This is a genomic window from Rhodococcus sp. NPDC047139 (assembly GCF_040643435.1).
Taxonomy (GTDB): domain Bacteria; phylum Actinomycetota; class Actinomycetes; order Mycobacteriales; family Mycobacteriaceae; genus Rhodococcus.
Genome location: NZ_JBEYUH010000018.1, coordinates 1 through 14,441, shown reverse-complemented (window position 1 = coordinate 14,441; position 14,441 = coordinate 1). Strand labels below are relative to the sequence as shown.

14 protein-coding genes are annotated in these 14,441 nt (G+C 64.9%); 7 read left to right on the top strand and 7 right to left on the bottom strand.

From position 1 onward, the window contains the following. Positions 1-234 precede the first annotated feature (234 nt). From ABZ789_RS19390 to ABZ789_RS19380, 3 genes are read left to right on the top strand one after another with little or no spacing between them, the layout of a single operon-like run. A complete protein-coding gene (locus tag ABZ789_RS19390) occupies positions 235-1,524 on the top strand; it encodes a TetR family transcriptional regulator (RefSeq protein ID WP_358427121.1) in 1,290 nt (429 codons plus the stop codon). After that, positions 1,521-2,633, top strand: coding sequence for an NAD(P)-dependent alcohol dehydrogenase (locus tag ABZ789_RS19385; protein ID WP_358427118.1), 1,113 nt, complete (start codon positions 1,521-1,523; stop codon positions 2,631-2,633). Before ABZ789_RS19390 ends, ABZ789_RS19385 begins: the two co-directional genes overlap by 4 nt. 8 nt (positions 2,634-2,641) lie before the next feature. Next, positions 2,642-3,118, top strand: a complete 477-nt coding sequence (locus ABZ789_RS19380) for a DUF4334 domain-containing protein (RefSeq protein ID WP_358427115.1) — start codon at positions 2,642-2,644, stop codon at positions 3,116-3,118. 70 nt (positions 3,119-3,188) lie between these two features. Here ABZ789_RS19380 and ABZ789_RS19375 read toward each other — a convergent pair whose 3' ends face one another. Both ABZ789_RS19375 and ABZ789_RS19370 read right to left on the bottom strand, forming a co-directional pair. Then, a complete protein-coding gene (locus ABZ789_RS19375; protein WP_358427112.1) occupies positions 3,189-4,070 on the bottom strand; it encodes an oxygenase MpaB family protein in 882 nt (293 codons plus the stop codon). Between the two features lie 166 nt (positions 4,071-4,236). Continuing rightward, positions 4,237-4,908, bottom strand: coding sequence for a GntR family transcriptional regulator (locus ABZ789_RS19370; protein WP_358427109.1), 672 nt, complete (start codon positions 4,906-4,908; stop codon positions 4,237-4,239). 201 nt (positions 4,909-5,109) lie between these two features. Between ABZ789_RS19370 and ABZ789_RS19365 the strand changes: the two genes are divergently transcribed. Beyond that, complete coding sequence (locus ABZ789_RS19365) at positions 5,110-6,639, top strand: aldehyde dehydrogenase family protein (RefSeq protein ID WP_358427106.1); 1,530 nt, start codon at positions 5,110-5,112, stop codon at positions 6,637-6,639. 4 nt (positions 6,640-6,643) lie between these two features. Further along, positions 6,644-7,609: an oxygenase MpaB family protein gene (locus tag ABZ789_RS19360; protein WP_358427103.1), complete on the top strand. Its 966-nt coding sequence runs from the start codon at positions 6,644-6,646 to the stop codon at positions 7,607-7,609. Positions 7,610-7,709: 100 nt separating this feature from the next. Here the strand turns inward: ABZ789_RS19360 and ABZ789_RS19355 are convergent, their stop codons facing one another. From ABZ789_RS19355 to ABZ789_RS19335, 5 genes are all read right to left on the bottom strand, one after another. Next, a complete protein-coding gene (locus ABZ789_RS19355; RefSeq protein ID WP_358427100.1) occupies positions 7,710-9,194 on the bottom strand; it encodes an MFS transporter in 1,485 nt (494 codons plus the stop codon). A gap of 74 nt (positions 9,195-9,268) precedes the next feature. After that, complete coding sequence (locus ABZ789_RS19350) at positions 9,269-9,880, bottom strand: TetR family transcriptional regulator (RefSeq protein ID WP_358427097.1); 612 nt, start codon at positions 9,878-9,880, stop codon at positions 9,269-9,271. After that, a complete protein-coding gene (recR, locus tag ABZ789_RS19345) occupies positions 9,877-10,485 on the bottom strand; it encodes a recombination mediator RecR (protein ID WP_016693177.1) in 609 nt (202 codons plus the stop codon). The genes ABZ789_RS19350 and recR overlap by 4 nt, the downstream gene beginning before the upstream one ends. Positions 10,486-10,494: 9 nt before the next feature. Next, positions 10,495-10,818 carry a YbaB/EbfC family nucleoid-associated protein gene (locus ABZ789_RS19340; protein ID WP_241387324.1) on the bottom strand — a complete coding sequence of 108 codons (324 nt, stop codon included), beginning with the start codon at positions 10,816-10,818 and terminating at the stop codon, positions 10,495-10,497. A gap of 101 nt (positions 10,819-10,919) precedes the next feature. Beyond that, on the bottom strand, positions 10,920-11,354 hold the full coding sequence (locus tag ABZ789_RS19335; RefSeq protein ID WP_358427094.1) for an SRPBCC family protein: 435 nt from the start codon (positions 11,352-11,354) through the stop codon (positions 10,920-10,922). Between the two features lie 139 nt (positions 11,355-11,493). On the opposite strand from ABZ789_RS19335, the gene ABZ789_RS19330 reads away from it, so the two are divergent. Together ABZ789_RS19330 and ABZ789_RS19325 are read left to right on the top strand one after the other, a co-directional pair. Next, positions 11,494-12,954: an FAD-binding oxidoreductase gene (locus ABZ789_RS19330; RefSeq protein WP_358427091.1), complete on the top strand. Its 1,461-nt coding sequence runs from the start codon at positions 11,494-11,496 to the stop codon at positions 12,952-12,954. Continuing rightward, positions 12,951-14,258, top strand: coding sequence for a class I SAM-dependent methyltransferase (locus tag ABZ789_RS19325; protein ID WP_358427088.1), 1,308 nt, complete (start codon positions 12,951-12,953; stop codon positions 14,256-14,258). The genes ABZ789_RS19330 and ABZ789_RS19325 overlap by 4 nt, the downstream gene beginning before the upstream one ends. The last annotated feature ends 183 nt before the right edge of the window (positions 14,259-14,441 follow it).

The window sequence follows — 14,441 nt, the reverse complement described above, 5'->3', positions numbered from 1 at the left end:
GAAAAGTGCCGCTGTTGCGACGGTTCCGCATGCGGACGATGGTGACGAAACTGAAGAATTGGGGTTAACTTTGCGGGCTGAGACCCGGTTTGTCAATACACTCTGTCCTGCAGTTTTGCTCTTTCTTACTCAAAAGTAGTGTTTCTTCGAAAGGGGTTCGACTGTTACCTTTGACGCCGATGAACATTCGCCGCGTCATCGCGACCGGAACAGAACGCACGACGAGGAGGCAGGGTGCCCGAACAAGCGCAGGTCGGGGCTCGAACCGTCGCGAAAGTCGACTCCCCGGCCCCCGCCGTGCGGCGCCGGCCGAAGAATCGCAAGGCGCAGATCGCGGCAGTCGCGGCCGAAGCCTTCAGTGAACGCGGTTATCACGGTGTGAGCATCGACGAGATCGCAACAGCTGTGGGCATCTCCGGTCCGGCGCTGTACCGACACTTCCCGAACAAGTACGCGCTGTTCCACCACGCCGTGGTCACCTTGGCCGACGCGCTCGGAAGCGCTCTCGCCGAGTTCGACGAACACGGCCGGCAGAGCGACGTCACGCACGGTACCGATCTCGACCCCGCGGATGAACTCGAGCGCAAACTGCTCGCGCTCATCCGCACCACCATCGACAACCGGCGGACAGGCGGGCTGTACCGCTGGGAGCGCCGATATCTCACCGGCGAGGACCGCAGCGAGATCCGGACGAAGATGAGAGCGCTCAACCGCCATCTCGCCCGGACGCTCTCGCGGTTGCGTCCCGATCTCACCGACGACGACTGCATTCTTCTCAGCAGCGCGATGCTCAGCGTCATCGGTTCGATCACGACCCACCGCGCTCCACTGTCCAACCGGCGTCTGCAGCAACTGCTCCTCGAGGCATGCAGGGCGGTTGCAGCTACCGAACTGGTACCCGACGTCGGCGAGCCTGCACCGACCCCCGAACGGCGTGGGCTGTCCGTCGCGAACAAGCGCGAGGTCCTCCTCCACGAAGCCGTGCTGATGTTCGATGCTCGCGGTTACCACGAGGTGAGCATCGAAGAGATCGGTGCGGCAGCGGGTATCAATGCGTCCGGCGTCTACCGGCACTTCGCGAGCAAGGCCGATCTGCTCGCGGCCGCCTTCCACCGGGCGGGCGACCGCGTAGCGATGGCGATCGCAGCCGCACTGTCCGAGTCCACCACTCCCGCGCAGGCTCTCGAAGTCCTCACCGACGTCTACGTCCGGCTGTCGTTCGAACACAGCGAACTCATGTCCGTGTACTTTGCGGAGGTCGGCAATCTTCCCGCGCACCACCGCAGCGACCTCCGGAACATCCAGCGGCTCAACATCGAGGAGTGGGCCCGGCTGGTCGGCGAGCTCCGCCCCGAACTGTCCGCCGTCGAATGCCGATTCCTCGTCCACGGGGCACTCAATCTGGTCCTAGACACGGGAAGTCTGATGCACTTCCACCCCACCGAGTCCCGGCAGCGCCGGATGCAGCAGTTGATGCTCTCGGTCCTGCGCGGAGAGACGGGCGTCCCCGAGGAGGCACGATGACCCGCACTGCGACCGCGGCGGTGCTCCGCGAGTACGGCTCGCCGCTACGGCTCGAAACGGTCACCGTGCCCGAACTTCGCGACGACGAGGTGCTCGTACGGATCCACGGAGTGGGCATCTGTCACACCGACCTCACCGCGGCAGCGGGAGGCGTCCCCCTTCCGACGCCCGCCGTGCTGGGACACGAAGGTGCCGGGGTCGTCGCCGAAGTGGGTTCCGCAGTGACCGGCCTCAGAGTCGGCGACCCGGTCGTCCTCGGCTTCGACTCGTGCCGCAGGTGCCGTAACTGTGTACGAGGCCGGCACGCCTACTGCACGCATTTCGCCCGGCTCAACTACGGCGGAGTGCGGGGTGACGGCACGACCGTGCTTCGCGATGCCCACGGCGCCCCGGTGCACGGCAACTGGTTCGGACAGTCGTCGTTCTCGTCGCTCGTCGTGGCCACCGAACGCAACGCCGTGCGGCTTCCGGCCGACGTTCCGGTGGCGATCGCCGGCCCGCTGGGATGCGGCTTCGCAACGGGCGCCGGCACGGTACTCCACGTGTTGCGCCCCGAATCCGGCTCGTCGGTCGTCGTCTTCGGACTCGGCGCGGTGGGAATGGCCGCGGTAACGGCTGCGCACATCGCCGAGTGCGCGGACATCATCGGGGTCGATCCCAACCCACGTCGACACGGTCCGGCGCGCAGACTCGGTGCCACCGAGGTGATCTCTCCCCAGGACGAGGAGAATCTCGGGCGACGGCTTCGGGAGATCACGGGCGGCGGTGCCGACTACGTGATCGAATCCGTGGGCACCGAGGCCGTGATCCGCCAGGCCCTGTCGTCCCTCACCAGTCCCGGCGTCTGCGCGACGCTCGGGTTGCGTCCCGGGCGCAATCCCGTCTCGATCGACCAGACACACCTGTTGTCCGGGCGAACGCTGACCGGAGTCATCGAGGGCGGCATCGATCCCCATCGATTCCTTCCCGAGCTGGCTGCCCTGTGGCGCGACGGACGTTTTCCCGTCGACGAGCTCGTGCAGACCTTCGACTTCACGAAGTTCGACGATGCCCTCGCGGCCGTCACGTCCGGCGAGGTCGTCAAGGCAGTACTCACCTTCGACATCTAGGGGGATACATGGACGTCGTCCAGCGACTTGCAGATCTGCGTGCTCGAACCGAACGGATCGATCCTCGCGAACTGGATTCCCTGTGGGAACATCTCACGCCCGCAGGAATCGGCGATCTCGTCGGATATCGGTGGAAGGGATTCAGTTTCGACACCGGGCACCGCACCCACACGCTGCTCGGCAAATCCCGTTGGTACGGAAAGACCTTCGTCTCCGCCTCGGAGGTACAGCCGTTGGTGTGCTACGACGAGGACGGCCGGCTGTTCTCCGATACGAAGACCGGACGGGGAGAAGCAAGCCTGTGGGAGATCGTCTTCCGCGGTGAGGTGACGGCGACGATGGTCTACGACGGAATGCCGGTCTTCGACCACTTCAAGAAGGTCGACGCCAACACGGTCGTCGGAGTGATGAACGGCAAGGGCTCACTGGTGTTCGACAACGATGAGCACTACTGGTTCGGCCTCGAGCGCGACACCGCCGTGTGACCCGGACCTGCGGCGGACAACGCGGAAGTGGCCGGACGCATGGTCCGGCCACTTCGGTCCTTGCGCAGCGTCAGATGAGATGCCTCTGGGCCTTCATCCGGCGACGCATGTCGCGCAGGTAGTACGTGGCCGACAGTTGACGGATCGGCTTGGGCACCGCGCGGTAGATCGGCGGCACCACCTTCCAGAACAGGTCGAACCGGCGCTGGTCGCGCGGAGTCCAAGGCAGCGCGAACTCGTCGCGCATGCGCTGCGGAAGCAGACCGATGGTCATGAACCGCTGCAGGGGCATGAGTGCCCGGACCGGAAGCGGAGCATCACCGCCGGTGAGCAGGTTCCGAGTGAAGGAACGCACCTTCGCGTCGACCTCGAAGGTCGCGATCATCTCGTCCCAGTACTTGTCGAAGTCCTCCCGCGTGGCGGGCCACATGTCTTCCTTGACCTGCAGCGCGGTGCCGTATATCGCGGACTGGCGGTAGATCCGTTCGATCTCGGCATCGGTGAGCGGGCCGAACATCCGCTGGTACATCTCGATACCGTTGCGGTACAGCGTGGCGGCGACCCACAGTTGGAGTTCGGGGTCGAAGGCGTTGTAGCTCTCCGAGCGCACCGGAACATGCGCCTTGTTCACCATGCGGACGATCTGTTTCTTTTCCTCGGGGGTACCGAGGGTGACCGCGTAGACGTAGGTCATCGTGGTGCGCAACCGGTCGAGCGGCCGCTGGAGGGTGGTGCTGTGATCGGCGACGCCGTATCCCACTCCGCGTGATGCGAGCTGCAGGAGCACCGTAGCGCCTGCGCCGAGCAGGAGCATCGATTCCCCGACGAAAGCGGCCAGGTCGACCGACCCCGCCTGAGCAGGCACAGCAATGCGCGAGGGACGCTCGTCGGCATCGACATCCGGGGCGTGTCCGGCGACGCTCGGCGCGAAGTCTTCGGCGTGGGTCGTCATGTGGAAGTCTCCTGAGAGCGAAAGTACGGGTGCGACACTGCACTTCAAATTGTGCACACCCGTACTCAGATAGGCAAGTCCCAAGTTGGTCCGATCATGCCGCGGACCGTCACCGCTCTCGCAGCCGTACCGAACCGGACCCACCCGGACCTCCGGGGGACAGCCGCTAGCCGGAGGCGACCCCCGCTCGCTGACGGTGAGCGACCAGCCGTGCGGCCGCGTCCTCGAACTGCACGAGCGTTTGCGTGATCACCTCGCCGTGATCCTGCGCAGCGATCGCCTCGATCAGTTTGATGTGCGACTCGACGGCCAATGTGCCCCACTCGGTGTCGCGCGCGTAGAGGCGGTACGGGATCGTGCGCGAGGCGGTGTTGAGGAACCACGCCAGCTTCGGGCTGTCCGCGATGCGATTGAGTTCTCTGTGGAAGTCGAACTCGGCGTCCGCGATTCGTTCGATGTCGGGCCTGACTCCCTCCGGAAGTACCACGAGCATGCGCAACCGCTCGTTGAGTTCCGCCAGACGCTCCAGATCGGCCGGCGTAGCACGATCCACCGCCCGGAGGGCGAGTTCGACGGCGATCTGCCCCTGCAACCAGAAGATGTCGTCGATATCGCCGCGCGTGAGTGGTGCGACGCGATAGCCGCGGTTCGGGGCGGACTCGACCATCCCCTCGCCGCGCAGCGTCAGCAGGGCCTCCCGCACCGGGGTGACGCTGACACCGAGTTCGACAGCAGTCTCGTCGAGCCGGATGAAATCCCCCGGGCGCAGCGCACCGGACATGATCGAACCGCGAAGGTGCACCGCCACCTCGTCGGAAAGCTGCGGACGGCGCCGCATGGGCACCTCCGAACGTCGGGATGCCGCAGCGGGATCGGTTGTGATCCCGGGACCGGGTGTAGGTGCCGCCATCATGTCTCCTGTAGGAATCCGGACAACTGCGCACGGGGGTTGTCCAATTGGCCCGCGAACGCCTAGTGTGATGTCCACTACAGTTATCACATCAAATATATGTGATGTGGTCCACAGGAAGTGTCGAACATGACCCAGAACCTCACCAGCCCGAAGTCGAAGACCACCTCGGGCAAGGCCTCCGCGACGACCGACGACACGTTCGCCAGCCTCGATCCACGGAACGGCGAGGTGATCGCCGAATACCCGATCGCCGACGAAGCCGCTGTGGGTGCTGCCGTCGAGCGCGCCCGCGTCGCTGCCCGCTGGTGGGAAGCACAGGGCTTCCGTGGCCGCCGGGAATGGCTGCTCGAGTTCAAGAAGGCGATCGCATCCGACGCGACCTCACTCGCGTCGGTGGTGTCGAAGGAAACCGGAAAACCGTTCGGCGACGCCTTTCTCGAAGTCATGCTCGCCGTCGAGCACCTCGACTGGGCTGCCAAGAATGCGAAGAAGGTCCTCAAGCCCCGCAAAGTGCCCTCGGGTGTCGCCAGCTTCAACCAGGCCGCGACTCTCGAGTACAAGCCGCTCGGTGTCATCGGCGTCATCGGCCCGTGGAACTACCCGGTGTACACGCCCATGGGCTCGATCGCCTACTCCCTCGCCGCCGGAAACGCCGTCGTGTTCAAGCCGAGTGAGCTCACTCCCGGAGTCGCCGTGTGGCTCGAGGACAAGTGGAACTCGATCGCTCCCACCCAGCCCGTCTTCCAGGTGATCACCGGACTCGGTGAAACGGGTGCGGCCCTCGTCCGCTCGGGCGTCGACAAGATCGCGTTCACCGGCTCCGGGCCGACCGCACGCAAGGTCATGGCCGTGTGCGCCGAGTCCCTCACCCCGCTCGTCGCCGAGTGCGGTGGCAAGGACGCGATGATCGTCGCAGCCGACGCCAACATCGATGAGGCCGTCGAGTTCGCAGCCTTCGGCGCCTTCGGCAATGCCGGCCAGACATGCGCGGGCGTGGAGCGCATCTACGTCGAAGAACCTGTCTACCGCGAGTTCCTCGACAAGCTCACCGCCACCGTCCGGCGTGCGAAGCCGGGCGGCGGCGAGGATTCCACCTACGGCCCCATGACTCTTCCGCGTCAGGTCGACGTCGTGCGCAGCCACATCGAGGACGCCCTGTCGTCCGGCGGTACGGCCGTGCTCGGCGGGCTCGAATCGGTGCAGGAACGCATCGTCGAGCCGGTCATCCTCACCGATGTGCCCGAGACGTCGAGCGCGGTGTGCGAAGAGACCTTCGGTCCCACCGTCGTGGTCAACAAGGTTCGCGATCTCGACGAGGCGGTCGAACGTGCCAACGGTACGAACTACGGCCTCGGCGCATCCGTCTTCACGCGCGACAAGAAGAAGGGCCGCCGTCTCGCGGAGCGCCTGCGCAACGGCATGGTGTCGGTCAACTCCGTGCTCGGTTTCGCTGCCATCGCATCACTGCCCTTCGGCGGCATCGGTGAATCGGGCTTCGGCCGGATCCACGGCGCCGACGGTCTGCGCGAATTCAGCCGGCCCAAGTCCGTCACGGTGGCAAAGTTCAGCTCGCCGCTCAAGCTCATGAGCCTCGAACGTCCGGAACGCGACCTGAAGATCTCGCAGGCCATGTTGAAGTTCATGCACGGAAGGTGAGCCGATGACGACAACTCCCCCGCGGGCCCGCACTCGTAAACCGGCTGTCGTCGCGGCGCCCGAAGCGCGCATCGAGAAGGCCGGATCGTTCCCACCACCGAATCGGGATCCGCACCCCAAGCGGGGACGGATGGGCTGGGTCGAGGTCATCGAAGGACTCGACCCGGTCACTCGGCACCAGGACATCGTGCGGATCACTGCCGGCTACGAATTTCCTTGGGACTACCAGCGATCGCTCGAGTTCGCACTCTTCCGGACGTATTGCGTGCCGACCGTCTCGGCATTGCTCGCCCGTACCGGCGAGTTCGAGAAGCGTCCGCAGAAGCGGTACGACGACACCGCTCTGCTCATGGCCGAGCTGGTGGAGCACGGATACGACTCCGAGCGGGGCCGGGAGTCGCTGCGCAATATCAACCGGATGCACGGCAAGTACTCGATCGACAACGACGACATGCTGTACGTGCTGTCGACCTTCGTGTACGACCCACTCGACTGGATCGACCGCTACGGCTGGCGCCGCCTGCACCCGAACGAGCGACTGGCGTCCTTCCATTTCTACCGCCAGGTCGGCATCCGAATGGGTATCAAGGACATTCCGGAGTCGTTCCAGGAGTTCCATCGCTTCAAGCTCGAATACGAGCGCGAGAAGTTCACCTACACCGACGACAATCACGCGATCGGCACCTACACGCTGCGTCTGTTCCAGTCGTGGTATCCGAAGGCGCTGAACAAGGGCATCGAGAAGGTCGTCTTCGCCCTGATCGACGACCGTATGGCCTCGGCGTTCGGTTTCCCCAAGAGCTCACCGCAGTTGACGGCGGTGGTCGAGGGAGCGTTGCGGGCACGGTCGGCGTTCGTCCGGCGGCTGCCGAAGCGACGTGTGTCGCTCTCGGCCGGTAATTCGACGAACAGGACGTATCCGGGTTACCCCCTCGGCTACCGTCCGAGCGATCTCGGCGTGGAGCACTGACCACGACAGATACCTGGGGGGCAGGAGGGACGGCCCCGCATTTCCGGTTCATCGCCGGAGATGCGGGGCCGTGACTGTCGTGCGAGTAGCCGTCGGAGAATCAGTCCGCGACCGGTCGCGGGGACTGCCGAGAAGGAAGCGCGAATGCCGACACGAAGACCACCACGGCGCAACCGGCGCACACCAGGTAGGCGACGACAAAGCCTGCGGTGTCGATGCCCGATCCTCCTCCGAGTGCGTAGGCCGCGAGTACCGAAGCAACCACTGCGCTGCACACCGTGCTGCCCACGGTGCGGAGCAGGACGTTGACGCCGTTCGCCGCGGCGTTCTGAGACAGCGGCACCGCGCCGAGCAGAAGTACCGGAAGGGTGCAGTACACCAGCGAAGTGCCGATTGCCGCGACGAAGATGGCGACCACCACGGCCCACAACGGTTTACCGGGCACTGCGTGAACGGCGTAACCGGCGAGCAGGAAGAGCGCTCCGGCCATGATCGTGATCTTCGGACCGGATCGTTCGGTGATCCGGGAGGCCACGATCGCGAAGATCATCATTGCGAAGCTCGCTGCGAGCTGGCACGCGGCGGCCTCGAGGATGGTCAGGTCGTATCCGGCCCCGTGCGCCGACGATGCCTGCAGCAACTGGGTGGTGATGAGGGTGTTGCCGTAGAAGGCGAAACCGACGAGGAGCGCCGACAGATGCGGCGCCAGGACCGACCGACGGGCCGAGATGCGAAGGTCGACGAGCGGGTTGCGATTGCGCAGCTGCTGGAAGCCCCAGAGCGCGAACAACACTACGGATGCACCGAACGTCAGGAGCACGGCGGGACTCGTCCAGCCCCACATGCTGCCCTGGGTTATGGGCACGAGCAGGCACACCAGCGCAGCCGACAACCCGGCTGCTCCCACGGTGTCGAAACGTCCACCGGTGCGAGTCTTCGACTCCGGGACGACGAGCCATGCCCCGAAGGCCACACCGGCCCCGATGGCAGCGGTCGCCCAGAACAGCAGGTGCCAGTCGGCGAACTGGACGATGGCCGCCGCGAACGGTATTCCGACCGCGGTACCGATGCCGAGGGTGGAGCTGAGTATCGCGATCGAGCGGTCCACGCTCTCGCGCGGCAGGACCTCGCGGAGGATTGCCATGCCGATCGGCAGTACCGCAGCACCGGCGCCCTGCAGTCCGCGGGCGAGGATGAGCAGGCCGATCTCGGAGGTCAGCGCGCAGATGAGCGAACCGAGAGTCATGAGCCCGAACGCGACGAGCAGCATGCGCTTCTTGCCGATCATGTCGGCGAGACGGCCGAAGATGGGCGTCATCACCGCACCGACGAGGAGGGTGCTCGTCACCAGCCACGAGACCGCGGTGGGGCCGGCCCCCGTGAAGCCCGGCATGCTCGGCAGGAGCGGCACCATGACCGTCTGCATGATGGCCTGGAAGACGGCACCGACGGCGAGAACAGGGAAGACGAAGCGCCGTAGATCGCGCGGTGTCTTCCTCGCCGTCTCGGGGGCGTGGTGTACCGGAGCGGAGACGGACCTGCCCGGTACGTACAAGCGCAGAGGGAGCGAAATCGACACCGACACCCTCCTCCGATAGGTAAATAGCCGTTCACCACATTAGGTGAACGGCTATTTACCCTCAAGGCAAGTGACGAACCTCATTGGCTCTGCGGAGGGACGTCTCCGTCGAGCAGAGCCTGCACCAGAGGTGCGTAGAGCGCCACCACTTCTTCGATCGTGCCGGTCGCGCGCTCCTGCATCATGCGCCGTCGCATGATCGCCAGACCCATCACCGCCGACATGGCCAGTTCCGCCCGCAGACGGGCATCCGTTCCGGACAGGCGGGCGGCGAGAGCGTCGATCATCTGCGTGGAGTAGTTGTCGCGGAGCATGCGGTTGCTCTCCTCGCTGCCGCCACTCATGAACAGGATGTTCATCGACAACGGCTTGTAGGGCTCCAGCGGGCGGGCGAGCATCGCCACCATGCGCTCCCCCAGACTTTCGAGGGGCCCTTCGAACAACACTTGCGCGCCGTACTGGAAGTCGACGAGCTCCTCGTACAACTGCTCCTTCGAGCCGAAATACTTGATGATCAGCGGTGCACTGACCCCTGCTTCCTCTGCGATGTCCTTGAGGGTGATGTCGCGGTAGGGACGTGTCGCGAACGCCTTTCCGGCCGCATCGATGATCAGTTTCCTGGTTTCATCCGCGGTCCGGCGACGCTTCTCGGGCTCACCCCCGTCGGTCGAGTCCGCGCCGCGCACCGTCACATTGCCCGCCTCCCCGACAGCGCGCGCCCGAGGGTCAGCTCGTCCGCGAACTCGAGGTCGCCGCCCATAGGCAGACCCGACGCGAGGCGCGTGACGCTCAGGCCCGGGAAGTCCCTGAGCATCCGCACGAGATAGGTGGCCGTCGCTTCCCCCTCCGTGTTGGGATCGGTCGCGATGATCACCTCGGAGACGTCGACACCGTCCTCCTGATTGCCGATCCGGGTGAGCAGTTCCCGGATGTGCAACTGGTCCGGTCCGACCCCGTTGAGCGGATCGAGCGCACCACCGAGAACGTGATAGCGCCCCCGGAACTCACGGGTGCGCTCGATCGCCTGCACGTCCTTGGGTTCCTCGACCACACAGATCACCGTGCGGTCGCGGCGCGGGTCGGAGCAGATACGGCATCGCTGTTGATCGGAGACCGTTCCGCAGACCTCGCAGAACTGCACACCGTCGCGGATCCTCTGCAGCGCCGCCTGCAGGCGATCGATCTCGGGCGGCTCCACCGAGAGCAGGTGGAATGCGATGCGCTGAGCACTCTTCGGGCCGACGCCCGGAAGCTTGCCCAGCTCGTCGATGAGGTCCTGTACCGGTCCTTCGTACAACGCCGACCTCTAGAAACCTGGCAGCCCGGGAATTCCGCCGCCAAGTCCGCCCGCAAGCGGGCCGAGCTTCTCGGCGGCGATCTCCTGTGCCTTCGCCGAAGCGTCGGCGATCGCACCGACCACGAGATCCTGGAGAGTCTCGACATCGTCCGGGTCGACGACCTTCGGATCGATGTTCACGGATACGACCTCGCCAGTGCCCTTCACCGTCGCCGTGACGAGACCGCCGCCGGCCTGACCTGTGACCTCCGCCTGCGCCATCTCGTTCTGCGCGGCGACGAGTTGCTGCTGCATCTGCTGGGCCTGGGCGAGGAGTTGCTGCATGTCGGGCATTCCACCGGGTTGCACGGCACATCCTTTCTGCAAGTGTTTACGCCAGCCTAGTCGCCACGCATCGTGGCCGGTGCCGACGCAGAAATCGGACGACGTCGAGGTCAGTCGACTTCCTTCTTCAGGTTTTCGAGCATCTGCTTCTGGATCTTCCGCAGTCCGAGGGGGGCGAACGTCTTCTCGAAGAAGCCCTTGACACCCCCGGCGCCCGTCCACTGCGTGAGGACGACGACCGTCGAACCCGTTCCGTTCGGCACCACGCTGTAGGTGGTCACGAGCGAGGAATTCGCATCGGTCTCCGTGACGGTACTGCCCTTCACCGACACCGTGGCCTGTACGTCCCGCTGACGCTTCTCCGTCGCCTGGAGGATCCAGTGCACCACCGTGCCGTCACCGCGACCACCGGAGATCACACGGTAGTCGCGGTAGTGCTCGGTGAGGATGCGCGGCCGCACGGTCTCGTAGTCGGCCAGTGCGGTGAGCACCGTCTCGGGAGGGGCCCCCAACTGGAGCGAACTACTTGCGCTGACCTGTGCCATGAACGACTCCTTCTGCATCTTCGGAACTCGAATGTGCCGGTTACGGCTGGGTCCCATCCTGCCCTTCCTGTACCGGGACGGATGCGACCACCGGGTCTATTGTGGACGTGCCACCGATGCGCACGCTCCGAGGAGTCGAATGCAGATGCCGAGATCGTCAGGTGTGAAGAACTCGTCCGGGGAGGCCGTGCACCGGGAAGGTGTCGAGCGTCTGCTGCGTTCGTACCGCGCGATTCCGGCCGACGCGCCTGTGCGGCTCGCAAAGAAGACGTCCAATCTGTTCCGGGCCCGTGCCCGGGTCGACGCACCCGGCCTGGACGTCTCCGGCCTCGGCGGGGTCATCTCCGTCGACCCCGAGGCCCGCACCGCAGATGTCGCCGGTATGTGCACCTACGAGGATCTCGTCGACGCCACCCTGCCGTACGGCCTCGCTCCGCTGGTCGTTCCGCAACTGAAGACGATCACCCTCGGCGGTGCCGTCACCGGACTCGGCATCGAATCGACGTCCTTCCGGAACGGGCTCCCCCACGAGTCGGTACTCGAGATGGACATCCTCACAGGTGCCGGCGAGATCGTCACGGCACGCCCCGAAGGGGAACATGCCGACCTGTTCCACGGCTTCCCCAATTCCTACGGTTCGCTCGGGTACGCGACGCGCCTGCGTATCGAACTCGAACCGGTGAAGCCGTACGTCGCCCTACGCCACCTGCGATTCGACACGATCTCCGACCTCCAATCCGCTCTCACGCAGATCGTCGACGAACGTGTATGGGGCGGAGTGCCGGTCGACTATCTCGACGGGGTCGTCTTCTCTGCGACCGAGAGCTACCTGACCCTCGGCACGCAGACCGACGAGTCGGGTCCCGTCAGCGACTACACCGGGCAGAACGTCTACTATCGGTCGATCCAGCATGTCTCGGTCAACCATCCCAAGCATGATCGGCTCACGATCCGCGACTATCTGTGGCGCTGGGACACCGACTGGTTCTGGTGCTCGAGAGCTTTCGGCGCCCAGGATCCGAGAATTCGCCGACTCTGGCCGAAGCGTCTGCTGCGCAGCAGTTTCTACTGGAAACTCATCGCCATCGACCACAAGTATTCGGTGGCCGACCGGCTCGAGGCACGCAAGGGCAATCCACCCCGCGAGCGGGTCGTGCAGGATATCGAGGTTCCGCTCGAACGGACCCGCAAATTCGTCGAGTGGTTCCTCGAGGAGATCCCGATCGAGCCCATCTGGTTGTGCCCCTTGAAATTGCGCGACGGCGAATCCTCCTCGGACACACAGCGGCCGAATACGTGGGACGCCCAGCGTCCGTGGCCGCTGTATCCGCTGGAACCCAAACGTGCCTACGTCAACGTCGGTTTCTGGTCGTCCGTTCCCATCGTTCCAGGCGCCACCGAGGGTGCCGCCAACCGGTTGATCGAGAACAAGGTCGCCGAACTCGACGGGCACAAATCGCTCTACTCGGATTCCTATTATTCGAAGGACGAGTTCGAGAAGCTGTATTACGGAGGCGGCGAATACCCCTCGCTCAAACAAAAATACGATCCTCGATCCCGTCTACTGGACCTCTTCGCGAAGGCGGTGCAACGAAAGTGACTACATTCAAAGCCGAGAACACGCGGTCCAGCGAGGACAAACTCGCGCTCGCCGAGATCGTCGAAATCGTGACCGGTGGCGACATGCCGATGCGCTTCACCGCGTACGACGGTTCGGCGGCGGGTCCGGAGGATGCCCCCTACGGCCTGCACCTCGCAACTCCCAAGGGCGCTACGTATATCGCCACGGCACCCGGCGATCTGGGGATGGCGCGCGCCTATATTTCTGGTGATCTCGAAGTGAAAGGGGTGCATCCCGGCAACCCCTATCGGTTGCTCGAGTCGCTCGGCGACCTGCACTTCGAGCGTCCCCCGGCACGTGTCCTCGCGCAGATCGCCAAGTCGCTGGGCACGGAATTGCTCAAGCCGATCGCACCGCCGCCGCAGGAACACCTGCCGCGCTGGCGGCGCATCGCCGAAGGCCTGCGGCACTCGAAAGCACGCGATGCCGAGGTCATCCATCATCACTACGATGTGTCCAACGAGTTCTACGAGTACGTCCTCGGCCCTTCGATGACGTACACCTGCGCGGTCTTCGAATCCGAGAACCACAGCCTCGAGGACGCCCAGGAGAACAAGTACCGTCTGATCTTCGAGAAGCTGCGGTTGAAGCCGGGTGATCGCCTGCTCGACATCGGTTGCGGCTGGGGCGGAATGGTGCGCTACGCCGCACGGCGGGGCGTGAAGTCGCTCGGTGTGACACTCTCGCGTGAGCAGGCCGAGTGGGCGCAGAAGGCGATCCTCGACGAGGGCCTCGGCGACCTGGCGGAGGTTCGGCACTCCGACTACCGCGACGTCTCCGAGGGCGGGTTCGACGCGATCTCGTCGATCGGCCTGACCGAGCACATAGGCGTCGCGAACTACCCGGCCTATTTCGGTTTCCTGCACGAGAAGCTGCGTGCGGGCGGCATGTTGCTCAACCACTGCATCACACGGCCGACCAACCGCGGCCGGGTCAAGGCGGGCGGTTTCATCGACCGGTACATCTTCCCCGACGGGGAACTCACCGGCTCGGGACGCATCATCACCGAGGCCCAGAACATCGGCTTCGAGGTGGTGCACGAGGAGAACCTGCGCGAGCACTACGCCCTGACGCTGAAGGGTTGGTGCGAGTACCTCGAGACGAACTGGGAGTCCTGCGTCGCCGAGGTCGGTGAGGCCACGGCACGTCTGTGGGGCCTGTACATGGCCGGCTCCCGTCTCGGCTTCGAACGCAACATCGTGCAATTGCACCAGGTACTCGCGGTCAAGCTGGGAGACGACAAGAAGCCACAGGTTCCTCTGCGGCCCTGGTGGGTGGCGTAGGCGGCTTCGCCATCCGGCGCACAAGCGTCGCACCGGAGGCACGACCGCCGAGGAGGTCTCGCACCCCTACGGGAAAGGCCCCCGGACCAGGGCGGGTTCACATGATCGTCGCAACACTCTCAACGAGAGGTTGCGACGATCATGTCGTTTGCGGAGGACTGCGACCGGTTCGGTAACCATCTG

What these genes read in the sequence shown, in the direction of transcription:
- ABZ789_RS19385 (WP_358427118.1), top strand. Translation starts at nt 1,521, where the DNA reads ATGACCCGCACTGCGACCGCGGCGGTGCTCCGCGAGTACGGCTCGCCG.
- ABZ789_RS19380 (WP_358427115.1), top strand. Translation starts at nt 2,642, where the DNA reads ATGGACGTCGTCCAGCGACTTGCAGATCTGCGTGCTCGAACCGAACGG.
- ABZ789_RS19375 (WP_358427112.1), bottom strand. Translation starts at nt 4,070, where the DNA reads ATGACGACCCACGCCGAAGACTTCGCGCCGAGCGTCGCCGGACACGCC.
- ABZ789_RS19370 (WP_358427109.1), bottom strand. Translation starts at nt 4,908, where the DNA reads ATGCGGCGCCGTCCGCAGCTTTCCGACGAGGTGGCGGTGCACCTTCGC.
- ABZ789_RS19365 (WP_358427106.1), top strand. Translation starts at nt 5,110, where the DNA reads ATGACCCAGAACCTCACCAGCCCGAAGTCGAAGACCACCTCGGGCAAG.
- ABZ789_RS19360 (WP_358427103.1), top strand. Translation starts at nt 6,644, where the DNA reads ATGACGACAACTCCCCCGCGGGCCCGCACTCGTAAACCGGCTGTCGTC.
- ABZ789_RS19340 (WP_241387324.1), bottom strand. Translation starts at nt 10,818, where the DNA reads ATGCCCGACATGCAGCAACTCCTCGCCCAGGCCCAGCAGATGCAGCAG.
- ABZ789_RS19335 (WP_358427094.1), bottom strand. Translation starts at nt 11,354, where the DNA reads ATGGCACAGGTCAGCGCAAGTAGTTCGCTCCAGTTGGGGGCCCCTCCC.
- ABZ789_RS19330 (WP_358427091.1), top strand. Translation starts at nt 11,494, where the DNA reads ATGCAGATGCCGAGATCGTCAGGTGTGAAGAACTCGTCCGGGGAGGCC.